Origin of the sequence: Desulfocurvus sp. (assembly GCF_023230885.1) — a bacterium.
GTDB lineage: Bacteria > Desulfobacterota > Desulfovibrionia > Desulfovibrionales > Desulfovibrionaceae > Desulfocurvus.
In genome coordinates, this window is the sequence record NZ_JALNWM010000007.1 from 1 (window position 1) to 17,878 (window position 17,878).

Annotated in this window: 12 protein-coding genes; all 12 read left to right on the plus strand. The window is 70.4% G+C overall.

Annotated elements, in window-relative coordinates:
• Nucleotides 1-305: 305 nt before the first annotated feature.
• The 12 genes from M0P34_RS01050 (at nucleotide 306) to M0P34_RS01105 (ending at nucleotide 17,851) form a co-directional block, all read left to right on the plus strand.
• On the plus strand, nucleotides 306-1,385 hold the full coding sequence (locus M0P34_RS01050) for an AraC family transcriptional regulator (RefSeq protein ID WP_291495424.1): 1,080 nt from the start codon (nucleotides 306-308) through the stop codon (nucleotides 1,383-1,385).
• A 307-nt stretch (nucleotides 1,386-1,692) separates the two neighbouring features.
• Complete coding sequence (locus M0P34_RS01055; RefSeq protein ID WP_291495426.1) at nucleotides 1,693-3,090, plus strand: MATE family efflux transporter; 1,398 nt, start codon at nucleotides 1,693-1,695, stop codon at nucleotides 3,088-3,090.
• Between the two features lie 107 nt (nucleotides 3,091-3,197).
• Nucleotides 3,198-5,336: a TonB-dependent receptor gene (locus M0P34_RS01060; RefSeq protein ID WP_291495428.1), complete on the plus strand. Its 2,139-nt coding sequence runs from the start codon at nucleotides 3,198-3,200 to the stop codon at nucleotides 5,334-5,336.
• Nucleotides 5,337-5,444: 108 nt separating this feature from the next.
• Nucleotides 5,445-7,355, plus strand: coding sequence for a molybdopterin-dependent oxidoreductase (locus M0P34_RS01065; protein ID WP_291495429.1), 1,911 nt, complete (start codon nucleotides 5,445-5,447; stop codon nucleotides 7,353-7,355).
• Between the two features lie 138 nt (nucleotides 7,356-7,493).
• Nucleotides 7,494-10,940 (plus strand): DNA polymerase III subunit alpha, encoded by a 3,447-nt coding sequence (gene dnaE, locus M0P34_RS01070; RefSeq protein WP_291495430.1) that lies wholly within the window; start codon nucleotides 7,494-7,496, stop codon nucleotides 10,938-10,940.
• A gap of 53 nt (nucleotides 10,941-10,993) precedes the next feature.
• The gene (locus M0P34_RS01075; RefSeq protein WP_291495432.1) at nucleotides 10,994-11,395 is read left to right on the plus strand and encodes a 6-carboxytetrahydropterin synthase; all 402 of its coding nucleotides are present in this window, start codon (nucleotides 10,994-10,996) and stop codon (nucleotides 11,393-11,395) included.
• Entirely contained in the window at nucleotides 11,392-11,859 is a 468-nt protein-coding gene (dtd, locus tag M0P34_RS01080) for a D-aminoacyl-tRNA deacylase (protein WP_291495434.1), read from the plus strand. Before M0P34_RS01075 ends, dtd begins: the two co-directional genes overlap by 4 nt.
• A 145-nt stretch (nucleotides 11,860-12,004) precedes the next feature.
• Nucleotides 12,005-13,132: a FapA family protein gene (locus M0P34_RS01085; protein WP_291495436.1), complete on the plus strand. Its 1,128-nt coding sequence runs from the start codon at nucleotides 12,005-12,007 to the stop codon at nucleotides 13,130-13,132.
• A gap of 7 nt (nucleotides 13,133-13,139) precedes the next feature.
• Entirely contained in the window at nucleotides 13,140-13,895 is a 756-nt protein-coding gene (locus M0P34_RS01090; protein WP_291495438.1) for a MotA/TolQ/ExbB proton channel family protein, read from the plus strand.
• A 3-nt stretch (nucleotides 13,896-13,898) separates the two neighbouring features.
• A complete protein-coding gene (locus tag M0P34_RS01095) occupies nucleotides 13,899-14,651 on the plus strand; it encodes an OmpA family protein (protein WP_291495439.1) in 753 nt (250 codons plus the stop codon).
• 1 nt (nucleotide 14,652) lies between these two features.
• Nucleotides 14,653-16,371: a glycosyltransferase gene (locus tag M0P34_RS01100; RefSeq protein ID WP_291495441.1), complete on the plus strand. Its 1,719-nt coding sequence runs from the start codon at nucleotides 14,653-14,655 to the stop codon at nucleotides 16,369-16,371.
• Between the two features lie 7 nt (nucleotides 16,372-16,378).
• A complete protein-coding gene (locus M0P34_RS01105) occupies nucleotides 16,379-17,851 on the plus strand; it encodes a glycosyltransferase family 9 protein (RefSeq protein WP_291495443.1) in 1,473 nt (490 codons plus the stop codon).
• Nucleotides 17,852-17,878: the final 27 nt, after the last annotated feature.

Sequence of the window (17,878 nt, forward strand, 5' to 3'; positions counted from 1 at the left end):
AGGTGTAGCGGATTGCTGCACGGGCGGGGGGCTTTTGCGCAAACGGGGCATTCTTGGGCCCGCTGCGGGTAGTCCGCCGGGCCGCCCCGTGGCGGGGGGGGGCGGCACAACTTCGCCCCGGCCTTGAGCCCCCGGCCCCGCGGCCCCACTCCGCCCCGCCTTGGCCCCCCATCTGGCCCCGGCCCCCGGCCTTGAGCCCGGCCCACCCGCCCCGGCCCCGGGCCATATCCCACCCCGACCCCGGCCCCTGGCCCGTGCGCGGTTTCCTGTTGCCTTTGCCGGGCGGAGTGGGTATGAACCCTCACATGAGAATGAATATCATTATTAAGGAGGGCGCAGGCCTTCCGCCCCGGGCCGGGGAGCCCGCCTCGCGGCCCCGGCTGGAGCTGGCGCAGTGCGAGTCGCTGTCCAGCGCGCTGAGCATGTCCGGGGGGCCCCCCCTGGCCGAGAAGCCGGAGCTGCTGCATTTCGGCGGCGAGATGCTCACCGGCGACGGGCTGGTCTTCAATCCTCTGCCCGGGTTTCATTTCGGCCTGTGCGGGGACATCCGGGTCCACACGCCGCTGACCCGGCAGGTGCGTTGCGACATGCCCGTGGTCATGGCCTACCTGATCCTCGACGGCTCCTTCAGCTACCGGCTGCGCGGCGTGGACACCGCGCCGCGCGAGGTCCGCGGGAACATGTTCCTGCTCGGGCGCTGCCACGGGGTGGACATGGAGCTGTTCTTCCCCGTGCAGCGCAACTACGGGCACATCGGCTTCATCGTGCGGGAGGAATCCCTCAACGAGGTGGTGGGCGCGGCCGCCGGGGATACGCTGCGCGCCCTGCTCGACGCCGCCCCGGGCCGTGGGCGCACGGGCGCCGGGCTGCTGTCGGGCATCGCCAGCCCCGACGCCGTCTGCGCCGCGCGCCAGCTGCGGGACATGCAGGCCGCCGGGCCGCTGGACCTTTTGTGCTACCGCTGCCAGGCCATGCATTTCTTCGCCAAGCTGTTCAGCCAGGTGGCCGCGGCCCAGGCGCCCCCGCCTGTGCTGCTCCAGGAGCAGGACAGGCGGCGCCTGGCCGGGATCAAGGCGACCATCGAGCGCGATTTCCTGCGCATCGGCTCGGCGGCCGAGGTCTGCGAGGGCATCGGCATGAGCCTGTCCAAGGCCAACCGGGGCTTCCGGGCCCTGTATTCCATGACCATCACCCAGTACATCCAGCAGTGCAGGATGGCCCACGCCTATGCCTGCCTCGCGGCGCGCAGGCTCAATGTCAGCGAGTGCGCCTTCGAGGTCGGCTATTCCAACGTCAGTCACTTCATCTCGGCCTTCAAGAAGCAGTTCAAGCTGACGCCCAAGGCCGTGGCGCGGCTTGAGGCCGGGGCCGCCCCGCAGCCGTAGCCCGCCCCCGGTGCCCCCGGCCGCCCCGTGCGGCCCGCCTCGCGGCCCGCCCTCCGGCGGGCCGCGTCGTTTTGCGCCTGTCCGGCCCGGGCCCGCCCGCCTCCCTCCGCCCGCCCGGGGCCTGCGTGCGCGGGGCTGGTGCTGTTCCGCCAGCCCATCGCCTTGCCCCCGTCCTCCCGGCCCGCGCTCGCCCCCTTCCGGCTGGAAAATCCGGGCAGTTTTTGCCGCAAACGCGAGAGAACCCCCGGCGGCCTTCTGCTACGGTCCCGGGACCGATGTTTCCAACCGCCGCATCCAAGGAGAGGTGATGACCGTCCTCAAGGCCCTGCGCAGTGAAGCGCCCAAGCTGCTGCCCCTGTTCCTGCCCATCGTGGTTTCGCAATACGCGGCCATCGCCAGCGGGGTTCTCGATTCGGCCATGGCGGGCAGCCTGGGCTCCCTGGCCCTGGCGAGCATCGCCGTGGGGGTGGCCCTGTGGGTGCCGGTGAAGATGTTCATCCTCGGCCTGCTCTACGGGCTGATCGTCTTCGTCTCCCAGGCCTTCGGGGCCGGGGACCGCGAGGGCGTCGAGTCCGCGACCTGGCAGTCGCTGTACCTGGCGCTGATCGTGGGCCCCCTGGCCGGGCTCGCCCTGCATGTCGCCGCCGGGCAGGTCGGCATGTTCGGGATGGACAGCGAAATGGCCGGCCTCGCCGGGCGCTACGTCCGGGCCGAGGCCTGGGGGCTGCCGGTGCTCTGCCTCATGCTGCCCCTGCGCTTCTACTGCGAGGGCCAGAAGATCGTGGTGCCCGTCACGGTCATGTCGGTGCTCATCATCGGGGTCAAGGCCCTGTTCAACTACGGGTTCATGTTCGGCGGACTGGGCCTGCCCGAGCTGGGCGTGGTGGGCTGCGGCGTGGCCACCGTCTGCACCAACGTCTGTTTCCTGGCGCTGCTGGCGGGCTATGTCTGCCTGGCCCCGCGTTTCGCCGGGCGGCGCCTGTTCGCCGCCTGGCGCCGCCCCGACCCGGCGGCCCTGGCGCGCATCGCCAGGACCGGGGCGCCCATCGGGCTGTGCTTCATGTCCGAGTTCCTCGTGTTCTCCGTCATGACCATGTTCATCAGCCGCCAGGGCGCGGTGGCCGCCGCCGCGCACCAGGTGGCCTTCAACTGCATGATCCTGTTCTTCAGCGCGGCGGTGGCCTTCGCCGGGGCCGCGTGCATCCGCGTGGGCAACCTCTACGGCGGCGGCGACAAGGCCGCCCTGCGGACCTCGGTCACCGGCATCGCCGTGATGAGCGCCCTCATCGGCTGCGTCCTCATGGCCGGGATGATCCTCAACGACGAGGCCCTGGCCGCCGCCTTCATCGGCGACGCCGCCGTGATTCCCCTGACAGTGGCAATCCTGCACGTGGTGGCCCTTTTCCAGGTCATCGATGCCATGCAGGTGGGGCTGAACGGCATGCTGCGCGGCATCGGCGACGTGGGCGCGCCATTCGTCATGACCACCGCGGCCTACTGGCTGGTGGGCATCCCCCTGGGCTACCTGCTGTCCGGGGCGCCGCTGCCCCTGGGGCTGGCGCCGCTGGCCGGGTTCGGCGTGGTCGGCTGGTGGATGGGCATCACCGTCGCCCTGCTCCTGGTCACGCTGCTGCTCGGGCTGCGCGTGCGGGCCATGTTCTGGGGCGCCGCGGGGCCGGTCGAGGCCCTGCGGGTTCCGGCCTAGGGCCTCGCGGCCTGCGCCGAGCCTGCGCGGCCGCGTCTTTTCTTGATGATTTTGAGTTTCAAATTCAATATGTCCCCGGGGCAAGCCACGGGCAGGAGGAGAACACTGTGAGGAAGACGGCAAACTTGTTTACCGCAGCGGCGGTCATGGTTCTTGCGGGGCTGTTGGGAGGGGTGCCGGCCTTCGCGGCCGGGGAGGGTGCGCCCCCGGTTCCGGGCGCGGCGGCGCGCGAGGCCGCGGCGCCCCAGGGCGACCCCTACGCCCTGCCGCCCGTGGTCGTCACGGCGGACAAGCGCGAAACCGACGTGCAGAAGACGCCCATGTCCATCACCGTCCTGACCAGCCAGGACATCGAGGACGGCAACATCCACAGCATCGACGACGTGCTCCGGCGCATCCCCGGGTTGCAGGTCGGCCGCCTCCTGGGCGGGGCCTCGGTGATGACCTTCCGGGGCATGCCCTCGGCCACGGGGACCAACGTCAACCCCCTGATCATCTACATCGACGGGGTTCCGGCGGATACGATGATCAACCTCGACGCCAACCTCATGGACATCGAACGCGTGGAGGTCCTGCGCGGCGCCCAGAGCGTCATCTACGGCAAGAACACCCTTGGCGGCATCATCAACATCATCACCCGCAAGCCGGACAACACCTTCACCGGCAAGGCCTTCACCCGGGCCGAATCCTCCGGTTCCTACGTCGCCGGGGCCTCGGTGGGCGGCCCCATCAGGGACGACGAGCTCTATTTCTCCCTCTCGGCCATGCACGACTACAGCCGGGGCTTCATGGACAACCGCCACTCCGACGACAAGGACGACGGCCGCAAGGAGCGCGTCAAGGGCCAGCTGCGGGCGACGCCCGCCCCGGGCACGGATTTCGCCCTGCACTTCGACTACACCCAGTCGCGCAAGGACATGTCGCCCTACAGCCTGGGCGCGCCCTACAGCAAGACCTCCGAGGCCGGGCCCTCCGATTTCGAGGACTCCGACACCTTCAACACGGCCCTGACCGGCAAGGTCGAGTTCGCCCCGCTGACCTTCGAGACCGTGACCACGGTCCGTTTCGAGCGCCAGGACTATGCCTTCGACATGAACAACGTCATGCCCGGGTTCTTCATGTCCGACGGCGGCAGGAAGGTCGACCGTTCGGAGGTGACCCAGGAGTTCCGCCTGCGCTCGCCCGACGACAAGGAAGGCGTGGCCTGGCTCGCCGGGCTCTACGGCGGCTACACCGACCTGAACATGAAGAACATCGATCTGAAATACCAGCAGATCGGACCCCTGCGGCCCTACCTGAACCAGCCCTACCGCGAGTTCGCCCAGGACCTGGCCCCCTTCGGGCAGCTGGAGATCCCCCTGGGCGACGAGTTCACCCTGACCACCGGACTGCGCTGGCACTACACGCAAAAGCGCGCCTCCATCAGCTACGAGCCCAACGCCGACTTGCAGGCCATGACCGGCGCCACGCCCATGCACACCCGCGAGAGCGACGCGTGGGACGAGCTCCTGCCCCGGGTGAACCTGCGCTGGCAGCCCACGGACGAGCACATGCTCTACGGCGGCGTCAGCCGCAGCTTCATCCCCGGCGGATACAACTACGCAGCCACCAAGAACGTCAAGCTGACCTACGCCGAGGAAACCGCGTGGAACTACGAGCTCGGCGCCAAGACCTCCTGGTTCGGCAACCGTCTGGTGGTCAACCCCGTCCTGTACTACATCGAGCTTGAGGACCTCCAGGTCATGTCGTGGGATCCCGCCGCGGGCGTGTACCTGGCGGACAACGCGGGCAAGGCCACGTCCTACGGGGCGGAGCTGGACATCACCTGGCGCATCCTGCCGAACCTGGACGCCGAGTTCAGCGCCGGATACACCCACGCCAAGTACGACGAGTATTCCAAGGTCGACGCCACCGGCACGGCGGTCTACGACGACAAGTGGATCCCCAACACCCCGCGCCTCTCGGGCATGGCCGCGCTGCAATACCGGCACGAGTCCGGTTTCTTCGCCCGGGGCGAGCTGCACTACTCCGACAGGCTCTACTGGGATGACGCCAACACGTATTCCAGGAACGACGTGCTGACCGTCGACATGCGCATCGGCTACGAGATGGACGCCTTCGACGTGTATCTCTACGGACGCAACCTCTTCAACGAGCGCTACCAGCAGCTCTTCTCGTCGCCCATGAAGCTCGGCTTCAACGGCCAGCCCCAGACCTTCGGCCTGGAGGTCGTCTACCGGTTCTGATGCACCCGCGCCCCGCGCCGGGCCCGGACTCCGGGCCCGGCGCGCGGTTCGCCCCCGCCGCAAATCGCCTTTTGACGCCCCGCCCGCCCCTGGGGTAGCCTCGGGGCCATGAGCACGACCCAGACCATTTCCGCCTGCCTGCTGGACTGCCCCGACGGGTGCTCCTTCGTCGTGGAGACCGACGGGGAGAACGGGCTGCGCATCCGGGGCAACCCGGACCACCCCTTCACCCGGGGCTTCATCTGCGCCAAGACCGCCCGCTTCCCCGAGCGGCTGGCCCATCCGGAGCGCATCACCTCGCCGCTCCTGCGCCAGGGCGAGGGCTTCGTGCCCGTTTCCTGGGGCCGGGCCCTGGAGCTGGCGGCCGGGCGCATCGACGCCCTGCGCGCCACGCCCGAGCGCATGGCCCACGTCCGGGGCGGGGCCCTGCGCGGGGTGCTGGCCCAGGCCTCGCGCCACCTGTTCGGCGTCCTGGGCGCCACGGACACCAGCGGCTCGCCCTGCGACGAGGCCGGCATCGCCGCCTCGGTCCTGGATTTCGGCGCCCTGGACCAGAACGCCCCCGAAGACCTCTTGCACGCCGCGCGCATCGTCAACTGGGGCCGCGACGTGACCCGCTGCTCGGTCCACCAGCTGGCCCTGCTTCGCCAGGCGCGCGCCCGGGGCGCCCGGGTGCTGTCCATCGCGCCCGACGGCGGGGGCTGCGCCGAGTTTTCCGACCGCGTGCTGGCCGTGCGCCCGGGGTGCGACCGTTTCCTGGCCGCCGCGGCGTGCAAGGCGCTGCTCGAACGCGGGCCGGCCCCCGAGGTCCGCGCCGCCGCCGCCGGGCTGGACGCCTTCCAGGCGCTGCTGGCCGGGCACGACACGGCGGCCCTGCTGGACGCCTGCGACGTGAGCCCCACGGATTTTGCCGAGCTGCTGGCCTGCTACATCGCCCAGGGGCCCACGGCGACCCTTGTGGGCTGGGGCCTGCAACGCTACGTCCACGGCGGCGAGAACGTGCGTTTCATCAACGCCCTGGCCGCGCTTTCGGGCAACGTGGGCCGCGCGGGGGGCGGGGTGTATTACGGCGTGTCGTCGGGCCGCAATTTCGTGCAGTGGGCCGCGCGCGGGGCCGGGCCCGCGCCGCGTAGCCTGCCGGTCCACGACCTGGGCCGCGCGCTGCTGGAGGCCGACCCGCCCGTGGAGTTCCTGTGGATCGACGGCATGAACCCCGTGGCCCAGCTCCCCGGGAGCCGGACCCTGGCCCGGGCCATGCGCCGCTGCGGCTTCGTGGTCGTGGTCGAGGCGTTCATGACCGACACCGCCGAGCAGGCGGACCTGATCCTGCCCTGCGCGCTGATGACCGAGCGCGAGGACCTGGCCGGTTCGTGCGTGCACGGCATGGTCAACTACGCGGCCAAGGTCCGCGAGCCCGTGGGCGAGGCCCGGGCGGATTTCGATTTCGTGGCCGAGCTGGGCCGGAGGCTGCGCGACCCCGTGCGGCTGCCCGACGCCGAGGAGTGCCTGCGCATGGCCCTGTCCGGCCCGAGCACGCCCTTTGGCATGGCCGAGCTGCGCGCCCGGGGCTTCATGCGCGCGCGCTGGCCCGAGGTGGCCTTCGAGGGCATGCGCTTCGCCCACCCCGACGGCCGGTTCCGCCTGCCCGGGGCCCTGCATCCCGAGCCCGGGGCGCCGCCCGAGTGGCCCTGCGCGCTGCTGACCCTGGCCCACCGCGACCGGCTCAACTCCCAGACCGCCCCGGACGAGGCCCCGGGGCCGCCGTCGGTGGCGGTGTCGCCGGACAACCCCTGCCTGCGCGGGCTGGACACGGGGCGGGAGGTCTTCCTGGCCACCCCGGCCGGGCGCATGGCCGTGACCCTGCGCCTGGACCCCGGGGTCCATCCCCAGGCCATCGTCGCCCGCCGGGGCGGCTGGGTGCGCCACGGGCGCAGCTTCAACCCGCTCATCGCCCCGCGCCAGTGCGACCTGGGCGGGTGTACGGCGTTCTACAGCCAGCGCGCGCGCCTGGAGAACTGATCCCCCGGGCGCGGCGCGGGCCCCGCCCCCGCAGGGGCCCTCCCCGGGGTTTTGCCCCGGGGCGTTTGCTGCTACAGTGCCCCGGCGCCCCCGCCCCGGCGGCGCGACCCCACAAGCCTTCAACAGGGCCCGTCAGCCATGTCCGACTTCGTCCATCTGCACTGCCACACGGAATTCAGCCTGCTGGACGGCGCCATCCGCCTGAAGGACCTGTGCGCCAAGACCGTGGAGTTCGGCCTGCCCGCCGCCGCCATCACCGACCACGGCAGCATGTACGGCGCGGCCAAGTTCTTCACCACCGCCAAGGACCACGGGGTCAAGCCCATCATCGGTTCGGAGATCTACGTCTCCGACGGCGACCACCGCGTGAAGGAAGGCCCCGGGGCCATGCGCCGCTACCATCTGGTGCTGCTGGCCCAGAACCTCGCGGGCTACCACAACCTGACCAAGATCGTCACCGAAGGCTACATGGAGGGCTTCTACTACAAGCCCCGCGTGAGCCGCGAGTTCCTGGCGCGCCACAGCGAGGGCATCGTCGCCCTGTCGGCCTGCCTGCAGGGCGAGGTGGTCCGCGCGCTGCTCGACCGGGGCATGGACGAGGGCCTGCGCGTGGCCCGGCTCTACGAGGCCATCTTCCCCGGGCGCTTCTACATCGAGATCCAGGCCAACGGCATCGCCGAGCAGGACCGGGCCAACATGCTGCTGCGCGAGCTGGCCGGGCACGCCGGGCTGCCCCTGGTCGGCACCAACGACTGCCACTACCTCACCGCCGCCGACGCCGAGGCCCACGACATCCTGCTGTGCGTGCAGACCAACGCCTGCGTGGACGACGAGAAGCGCTTCCGCGTGGATTCGAACAAGCTTTACTACCGCCCGCCCCAGGAGATGCGCCGCGCCTTCGCCGACTGCCCCGAGGCCGTGGACAACACGGTGCGCATCGCCGAGCAGTGCAACGTGGAAATCCCCATGGGCCGGTATTTTTTCCCGGTCTACAAGGTGGACGAGGGCAAGAGCCTGGCCGACGAGATGTGCGACCTGGCGCGCCAGGGCCTGCGCGAGCGCCTGGAGGCCATGTCCTACGCGGTGGACGAGAAACTCTACTGGGATCGCCTGGAGATGGAGCTGGGCGTCATCCGCGAGATGGACTTCCCCGGCTATTTCCTCATCGTCCAGGATTTCATCAACTGGGCCAAGCGCAACAAGATTCCCGTGGGCCCCGGGCGCGGCTCGGCGGCGGGCTCCCTGGTGGCCTACGCCCTGCGCATCACCAACCTCGACCCCATCCCGTACAACCTGCTGTTCGAGCGCTTCCTGAACATCGAGCGCATCTCCATGCCGGATATCGACGTGGACTTCTGCGAACGCCGCCGGGGCGAGGTCATCCGCTACACGGCCCGGAAGTACGGCGAAGAGTCCGTCGCCCAGATCACCACCTTCGGGACCATGAAGGCCAAGGCCGTGGTGCGCGACGTGGGCCGCGCCCTGGGCCTGACCTTCGCCGAGACGGACAAGATCGCCAAGCTGATCCCCGAGGACCTGAAGATGACCATCGGCAAGGCCCTGGAGATGGAGCCGGAGCTGGTGCGCATGCAGGGCGAGGACCCGCGCGTGGCCCGGCTGCTGGACATCTCCCGGCGCCTGGAGGGCATGCACCGCCACGCCTCGACCCACGCGGCGGGCGTGGTCATCTCGCCGGGGCCGATGAACGATTTCCTGCCGCTGTACCGGGGCAAGAAGGGTGAGGTCGTCACCCAGTACGACATGAAATATGTGGAGAAGATCGGGCTGGTGAAGTTCGACTTCCTGGGGCTGCGGACCATGACGGTGATCCAGGACACCCTGGACATCATCGCCGAACAGGGCCGCCCCGTGCCCGACCTGGACACCCTGGCCCTGGACGACCAGGCGACCTACGACCTGTATTCGCGCGGCGACACCGACGGCATCTTCCAGGTGGAGTCCGACGGGATGCGCAAATACCTGCGCATGCTGCGGCCCTCGTGTTTCGACGACATCATCGCCATGCTCGCCCTGTACCGCCCGGGCCCCCTGGGCTCGGGCATGGTCGACGAGTTCATCCGCCGCAAGCACGGCGAGGTGCCGGTGGTCTACCCCCTGCCCGAGCTGGAGCCCGTGCTGCGCGACACCTACGGCGTCATCGTCTACCAGGAACAGGTGATGAAGATCGCCCAGGTGGTGGCGGGCTACACCCTGGGCGGCGCGGACCTGCTGCGCCGGGCCATGGGCAAGAAGATCGCCGAGGCCATGGCCGAGCAGCGCGCCGTGTTCTACGAGGGCGCCATAAAGAAGGGCGTGAGCCAGGAAAAGGCCAAGGAGATCTTCGACCTCATGGAGATGTTCGCGGCCTACGGCTTCAACAAGTCGCACTCGGCCGCCTACGCGCTCATCTCCTACTATACGGCCTACCTGAAGGCCCACTATCCCACCGAGTTCATGGCCGCCATGATCACCTCGGAAGTGGGCAACACCGACAAGCTGCTCAAGTACCTGAACGCCTGCCGCGACATGGACATCACCGTGCTCTCGCCGGACGTGAACCGCTCCCAGAGCCACTTCACCGTGCCCGCCCAGGGCCAGATCATCTTCGGGCTGGCCGGGGTCAAGAACGTGGGCGAGGAGGCCATCCGCGAGATCGTGGACGCCCGGACCGAGGGCGGACCCTACAGGAGCCTGCTCGACCTGGCCGAGCGCGTCAACCTGCGCAAGGTCACCAAGCGCGTGCTGGAGAACCTGATCAAGAGCGGCAGCATGGACTGCTTCGGCGTGCCGCGCGCCGGGCTGGCGGACGCCCTGGACCGCGCGGTGGCCACGGCCCAGAAGCGCGCCAAGGACCGCGACAGCGGCCAGATGTCCCTCATGGGCATGGCGGGCATGGACATGCCCAGCCTGCCCGGCACCGGCCTGCCCCAGGACGGCCCGCCCGTGCCGGAGTGGGCCGACGACGAGCTGCTGCGCCAGGAAAAGGAGGCCCTGGGCTTCTTCCTTTCCAGCCACCCGCTGCTGACCTTCCGCCACGAGATCCTGCGCATGAAACTCGTGGACCTGCAGGACGCGGCGGACTATCCCGGTGGCGCCCAGCTGCGCACGGCGGTCATCGTTACCGGCGTGAAGGAAATCATCACCAAGAAGGGCGGCAAGATGGCCTTCCTGGAGATCGAAGACCTGGTGGGCGGGGGCGAGTGCGCCGTGTTTCCCGACTCCTGGGCCGAGATGCGCGAGGTCTTCACCTCGGACCAGCCGCTGCTGCTGGAGGCCCGGGTCAGCGACCGCGAGGGCCCCGGCGAGGAGGGCGGGCCCAAGCGCGCCCGGCTGGTGGCCGAAAAGGTCCAGCCCCTGGCCGACGCCCTTTCGGCCAACACCCTGCCGGTGATCCTGGCCCTGGACGAGGGCCAGCTCGCCGGGCCCGGCATGGACCGGCTCAAGGACGCCCTGGCGCGCTTCCCCGGCAAGACCGAGGTCCAGATGTGGGTCCGCACCGGGGAGTTCGAATGTCGGCTGGCCCTTGGCCCGCGCTACCGGGTCACGCCCTGCCGGGAGTTCTGGAAGGAGATCGAGGCCCTGTAGGCAAAGCCCGGGGCCCTTGAACCATCAACCGGGCCAAGGCCCGAAGGACGACCATGAACCGCGAACCTCGGGGCAGGTGGCGCCTGTCCGTCAGCGAGGATTTTTCCGCCTCGCACCAGTTGCGGCATTACGAGGGCAAGTGCGAGCGCATGCACGGCCACAATTTCGGCGTGGTGGCCGAGGTGGAGGGCGACACCCTGAGCCCGGACACCGAGCTGCTCCTGGATTTCAAGATCCTGCGCGGGCACCTGCGGGACGCCCTGGCGGCCCTGGACCACCGCCACCTGAACGAGGTGGCCTGTTTCGCCGAGCGCAACCCGTCTTCGGAGAACATCGCGCGCTTCGTGTACCGCGAGCTGGCGGCCCGGCTGGAGGGCAGCGGGGTGGCCGTGGCGCGGGTGACCGTGTCGGAAAAGCCGGGCCAGTCGGCCACATATTTCGAGGTGCGGCCATGAGGATGCTCGTCCAGCGCGTGCGCGAGGCGCGGGTGACCGTGGGCGGGCGCGCCACCGGGGCCATCGGCGTGGGGCTTGTGGCCCTGGTGGGCTTTTCGCGCCAGGACGGGCCGGACCTGCCCCGGACCCCGGCCTGGGAGCGGACCCTGGAGCGCCTGATCGAGATGCGCATCTTCCCCGATCCCGAGGACCGCATGCGGCTGTCCCTGCGGGAGTGGGGCGGCGAGCTGCTGCTCGTTCCGCAGTTCACCCTGTACGCCGACCTGGGCAAGGGCCGCAGGCCGTCTTTCCACCTGGCCGCCGAGCCCGCCGTGGCCGCGCCGCTGTTCGAGCAGCTGGTGGACGAAATGGGCAGGCGCCTGCCGGGCAAGGTCGCCCAGGGCGAATTCGGCGCGTCCATGCACGTCTCCCTGGTGAACTGGGGGCCGGTGACCATCATGCTGGACAGCGCGGGCGAGGGCTGAGGCCAGGGCCCGGCGGGGAAACTCCCTGTGCTGCGGGGGCCAAAAGTCCCTTGAACTTGGGCGCCGGGCAACGTATTGCCATATATTGTTCCGGGAACGCGCGCTTGGCCTGCCCGGCCTTGCGGCGTCGCGGCGGGGGATGCTGATGCCCTATTATCTTAAGCACTTTTTCGACCCGGGCTTCGACTATACCGACCTGCGCCCCCGCGAGCTGGCCGACGGCAGCGTCGACCACTACAACCGGGGCTATGTGCAGAACGTCGAGCGCGGGCAGGTGCTGGCCAGGTGGCTGGACGAGCCGCCGCCGCCGGACGAGGGGGCCGCTCCCGACCCCTGGAGCACCAGGGCCTACGAGGAGAAGGTCTTCCCCGCCGGGAACAACACCATGGTCGACCTCGCGCGGCCCGACGAGCTGCTGGCCGCCGAGGCGGGCTATGTGTTCTACCTCGACGGGCGCATCACGGTGAAAAAGACCCTCAACGTGCGCCGCGACGTGGACTTCCACACCGGCAACATCTCGTTTCTGGGCAACGTTGTGGTCCACGGCAGCGTGCGCGCGGGGTTCCAGGTCCAGGGGCTGAACGTGCTGGTGCGCCAGACGGTGGAGGGCGCGTTGATCCGCGCGCGCGAATCCTTCCAGGCCGAGGGTGGGGTCAAGGGCGGGGGCAAGGCGGCCATCAAGGCCGGGGCCAACTTTCGCGTGCCCTTTGCCGAGAACGCCATGCTCCTGGCCGGGGGGCGGATGCTCGTGGACGGGCCGTGCATGCACTGCGACGTGTACGCCGGGGAGCAGCTGGCCGTGAAGGGCCGCCTTGTGGGCGGCAAGGCCGTGTGCACCCGGGTCATCTATGTGGGCGGGCAGCTGGGCGGCGGCATGGGCGCCGAGACGGTGCTCATCCTGGGCTACGACGCCATTTTGCTCAACCGTTCGCACCTGGTGGAGGCCAAGGTCGCCGAGACCCTGGCCCGCCTGGAGGAGGCCCGGGCCCTGGCCGCCAAGCACCCCCAGCTGCGCGGGGAGCTCGCGCCCAAGGTCGCCCTGCTGGAGGAGCGCCTGCACAAGTTCCGCGAGCGGCACCGCGAGCTGTGGCAGGGCATCCGCGCCGTGGAGAACCTGGAGGCCTGCCGCGTGGTCGTGCCGGGCAAGGTCCACCCGGGGGTGGAGGTCTGCATCGGCGAGGCCTGCCTCGAGGTGGACGATTTCATGGAAAACGTGTTCTTCACCTACGCCGACCACGAGGTCGTTGTCGGCAAACCCGCCTTGAAGAAGTAGCCCGGATATGGATATCGGAACTCTTATCGGCATGATCGCCGGGCTGGGCCTGATCTTCGGGTCCATCGCCTTTGGCGGCTCCATGGGCGGCTTTTTCGACGTGCCGTCCATTCTCATGGTCGGCGGCGGCACCATGGCCATCACCTTCATCATGTTCCCTATGGGCGTGGTGCTGGGGTCGTTCAAGGTCGGCATGAAGGCCTTCTTTTCCAAGGGGCGCGACGCCAAGTCGCTGATCAACCTCATGGTCTCCCTGGCCGAGAAGGCCCGCAAGGAGTCCCTGGTGGCCCTGGAGAAGGTCCAGGTGGACGACGAGTTCATCAAGAAGGGCGTGCAGCTTGTGGCCGACGGCACCGAGGAGGGCTTGGTGCGCGCCGTGCTGGACACCGAGATATCTTTCATGCGCCGTCGCCATTTCCAGGGCCAGGGGGTGTTCAAGGGCATGGGCACCATGGCCCCGGCCATGGGCATGATCGGCACCCTGGTCGGGCTGGTGCAGATGCTCCAGAACCTGGACGACCCGAGCTCCATCGGCCCGGCTATGGCCGTGGCCCTGCTGACCACCTTCTACGGCGCGGTGCTGGCCAACGTGATCTTCCTGCCCCTGGCCAAGAAGCTGGAGGAGCGCAGCGCCGAGGAGGCGCTGTACATGGAGATCGCCATGGAGGGCGTGGTGTCCATCATGCATGGCGAACACCCGAGCATCGTGCGCGAGAAGCTGCTGGCCTTCCTGGCGCCGGCCCTGCGCGAGGCCAAGGGCTAGGCCGTGGCCGACGCACCCTACGTCAAGAAGCCCGCGGCGGAGCCGCCGCCGGACGAGGGCCTGCCGCCCTGGATGGCCACCTTCGCGGACATGGTCACCCTGCTCCTGTGCTTCTTCGTCCTGCTGTTGTCCTTCGCCAACATGGACATCATGAACTTCCGCACGCTCATGGGCTCCATCCGCGACGCCTTCGGCGTGCAGACCGAGCGCCCCGAGGCGACCTTCGCGGCCTATTCGCCCACGCGCCTGGAGCGCCAGGGCGTGAAGCTGGACAGCGACCAGAAGGCCGTCCTGGACCTGACCATGCAGCTGCGCGCCCTCATGGAGCAGCAGGAGGAGCTCAAGCGCTCGGTGGGCGTTTCCGCCGAGCGCGAAGGCGCCCTGGTGCGCGTGGACTCGGCGACCCTGTTCAAGCCCGGGCAGGCCGCCCTGACCGCCGAGGCGCCGCAGTTGCTGGACAACGTGCTCAAGGTGCTGCGGGAGTACAATTTCAACTGCGTGATCCGCGGGCACACCGACGACCAGGAGGGCGCGGGAGGCACCGGGCCCTATGCCTCGGCCTGGGAGCTGTCCGCCGCGCGCGCGGCCGCGGCCCTGCACTACCTGGTGGCCAAGGGCGGCATCGACCCCCGGCGCATGAAGGCCGTGGGTTACGCCGACACACGGCCCCTGGTGCCCAACGACCGCCCCGAGGACCGCGCGCGCAACCGCCGCGTGGAGTTCATGTTCCACCGGCCCGACACGGAGACATGGTGAGGTGAGCACGCGCCCCGGCGACCCGACCCCGCGCCAGTACGCCGCCCGGCCCGTGACCGGGGACGGCGGGGCCCTGGCGGACGTGCAGCTTGATTTCGCGGACCGTTCCTGGCCGCTCCTGGGCGGCGCCGGGGCCGACATGGAGCTGCGCGTGGCCCGGGGCTTCGACCCCGGGGCCGGGCGGCTGCCCGTGCTGCTGGGCTCGGGCCTGGGCGCGGCCCTGGCCCGGGTGCTCGAGGTGTGGGACGGGCCCGTGGCCGTGGTGGACCGCGAGGCGCCCATCCTGGAGCTGACCGGCGTACGCCGGGGCCCGGGCGCCGACCCCCGCGTGCTGTGGCTGGACGACCCCGACCCCGGGCAGGCCCTGCGGGCCCTGTCGCGCTGGCAGATGGAACACGGCGGCAGGCCCTTCGCGCCCCTGGCCCTGCCCGTGTACCGGCGCATCGACCGCGACTACTACGGCGCCCTGGAGCGCGCGCTGGCCGCCAGCCGCAAGGCCGACTTCTGGGCCCGCGCCCATTACCCCAAATTCACCTCCTGGCCGCCGCGCGTGCTCTACCTGACCAGCGACTATTTTCTGCTGGGCGAGCTTGTGCGCGCCAGCGAGCGCCTGGGCGCGCCGCACCGGTTCGTGAACATCGGCGCCCGCGAGACGGGCTGCGCCGAGTTCGTGGAGCGCCTGCTGCACGAGGTGGTCGCCTTCCGGCCCGATTTCGTGTTCACCATCAACCACCTGGGCGTGGACCGCGAAGGCGTGCTGGTGGACCTGCTGGAACGCCTGCGCATCCCCCTGGCCTCGTGGTTCGTGGACAACCCGCACCTGATCCTCTACCTCTACAACAAGCTGCAAAGCCCCTGGACGGCCATCTTCACCTGGGACACGGACAACATCGCCAGCCTGGCGGCCCGGGGTTTCCCCCATGTGCGCTACCTGCCCCTGGCCACGGACGCCACGCGCTTCGTGCCCGTGGCCGCGCCGCCCGCGCGCCACCCCTGGCGCGCGCGGGTGTCCTTCGTGGGCAACTCCATGGTCACCAAGGTCGGCAAGCGCATGAAGGCCGGGCGCTTCCCGCGCGAGCTGCTGCGGACCTACAAGGCCGTGGCCGCCGGGTTCAGCGCCGGGCGGGAGCGCTCGGTGAGCGAGTTCCTGCGCCGGGCCCGCCCGGACCTGGCCCGCGTCTTCGACGCCTTCGAGACCGACGAGCGCCGCCTGTGCTACGAGACCATGATCACCTGGGAGGCCACGCGCCAGTACCGCCGGAGCTGCATCGAGGGCATCCTGGGCTTCGGGCCGCTCATCGCCGGGGACCGGGGCTGGCTGCGGACCTTCCCCGGCCAGGGCCGGACCTGGCGCTGGCACCAGGAGCTGAACTACTACGAGGAGCTGCCCCTGTTCTACGCCCTGGCGGAGGTCAATTTCAACTGCACCAGCCAGCAGATGAAGGGCGCGGTGAACCAGCGCGTGTTCGACGTTCCCGCCGCCGGGGCCTTCGTGCTCACCGACCACCGCAGCCAGATGGAGGATCTGTTCGAACCCGGGCGCGAGGTGGCCTTCTTCCGCGATCCCGCCGAGGTTCCGGACCTGGTGCGCCATTACCTGGACCATCCCGCCGAGCGCCGGCGCATCGTGGCCGCCGCCCGGCGGCGCATCCTGGCCGAACATACCTACGAGCACCGCCTGGACGCCCTGTTCCGGGCCATGCGCGAGCTGTACGGATGAGGCGGGCATGAGCGCCGCCGCAACCGGCCGGGGCGACCCCGGCAAGGCGCCCATCCTGGTGCTCCAGATGCAGCGCATGGGCGACCTGGTGCTGTCCTTCCCGCTCATGCTCTGGCTCTCGCGGCGCTTCCCCGGCCACCCGATCTGGACCATGGCCGAGCGGCTGTTCTCCGAGCACCTGCTGCCCGTGAGCCCCGAGGTGACCTATTTCCCCTGGGAGCCTTCCAGCCTGGCCCACCTGCGGGCCCACGCCTACCACCTGGTCATCAACCTGAGCCACGACCCGCGCGCGGCGGAGCTGGCCGGCAGCGTACGCGCCGAGGAGGTCTACGGCCCGGTGCGCGGCGCGGGCGGCGCGGCCTATGTGCGCGGCGACTGGCAGCTCTACCGGACCTCCCTGGTGCGGGCCAACCGCCACAACCGCTTCCACTGGGCGGACCTGAACGCCCTGGACGTGATCCCCCTGGCGGATATCGCGGCCACGGGCTTTCCGCCGCCGCGCACCATCACCCCCGTGGCCCGGCGCAAGATCGGCCTGTTCCTGGGTGCCAGCCAGCCCGAGAAGCGCCCCGAGCCCGCCTTCTGGGCCGCCCTGGCCCGCGAGCTGCTGGCCCGAGGGCTGCGGCCCGTGCTGCTGGGAGGCCCCGGCGAGGCGGGCATGGGCCGGGCCGTGGCCGAGGGCGTCCCGGCCCAGGTGCTCAACCTGTGCGGCGCCACCAGCCTTTCGGAGCTGGTGGTCATCGGCCAGACCCTGGGGCTGATGGTCACTCCGGACACCGGCCCCATGCACCTGGCGGCCTGGACGGGCCTGCCGGTGCTCAACCTGTCCGTGGGCAACGTCAACTGTTGGGACACCGGGCCCTACCAGCCGTGGCACCACGTTTTGCGCGCACGCGTGAGCTGCCGGGGCTGCTGGGAGTGCTCGCGCCCGGGCGTGCCCTGCCGCGAGCGGTTCCTGCCCCGGCAGGTGGCCTTCCTGGCCCATCAGGCCATCGACGGCCGCCTGGACCGCTACGCCGAACGGCCCCTGGCCGACCTGGAGCTGCTGCGCTCGGGGCGCTCGGAGCAGGGCCTGTACGCCCTGCACCCCCTGGCCCCCGCCGGGCGCCCGCCGGCCCGCGAGCTGCTCGGCCGGTTCTGGCAGGGTTTTTTCGGGCAGCACTTCGGGCTGTGGGGCCCGGGGGCGGCCCGGGGGGCCTATGCGGCCCTGGCGACGGCCTATCCGGCGTTGCACGAGGGCATGCGCCGCTTCCTGGCGCGCCTGGGCCGCGACCTGGGCCGGGGCCTGGCCCGCTCGCGGCGGACCCTGCCCCCGGACTTCTGGCTGCGCACGCCCCCGGCCATGCAGCCCGCGCGCAGCCTGTGCCAGCTCGTGTTGGAGAACGGCGACTTCGGGCGCCCGGCCTGGGCCCGGGCTCTGGCCCTGGCCGAGGGACTGCTGGCCGTGACCGACCCGCGCGGCCCCGGGGCCTGGCCGTAGCCTTCGCGGCCCGTGCCGGGTCCGTCC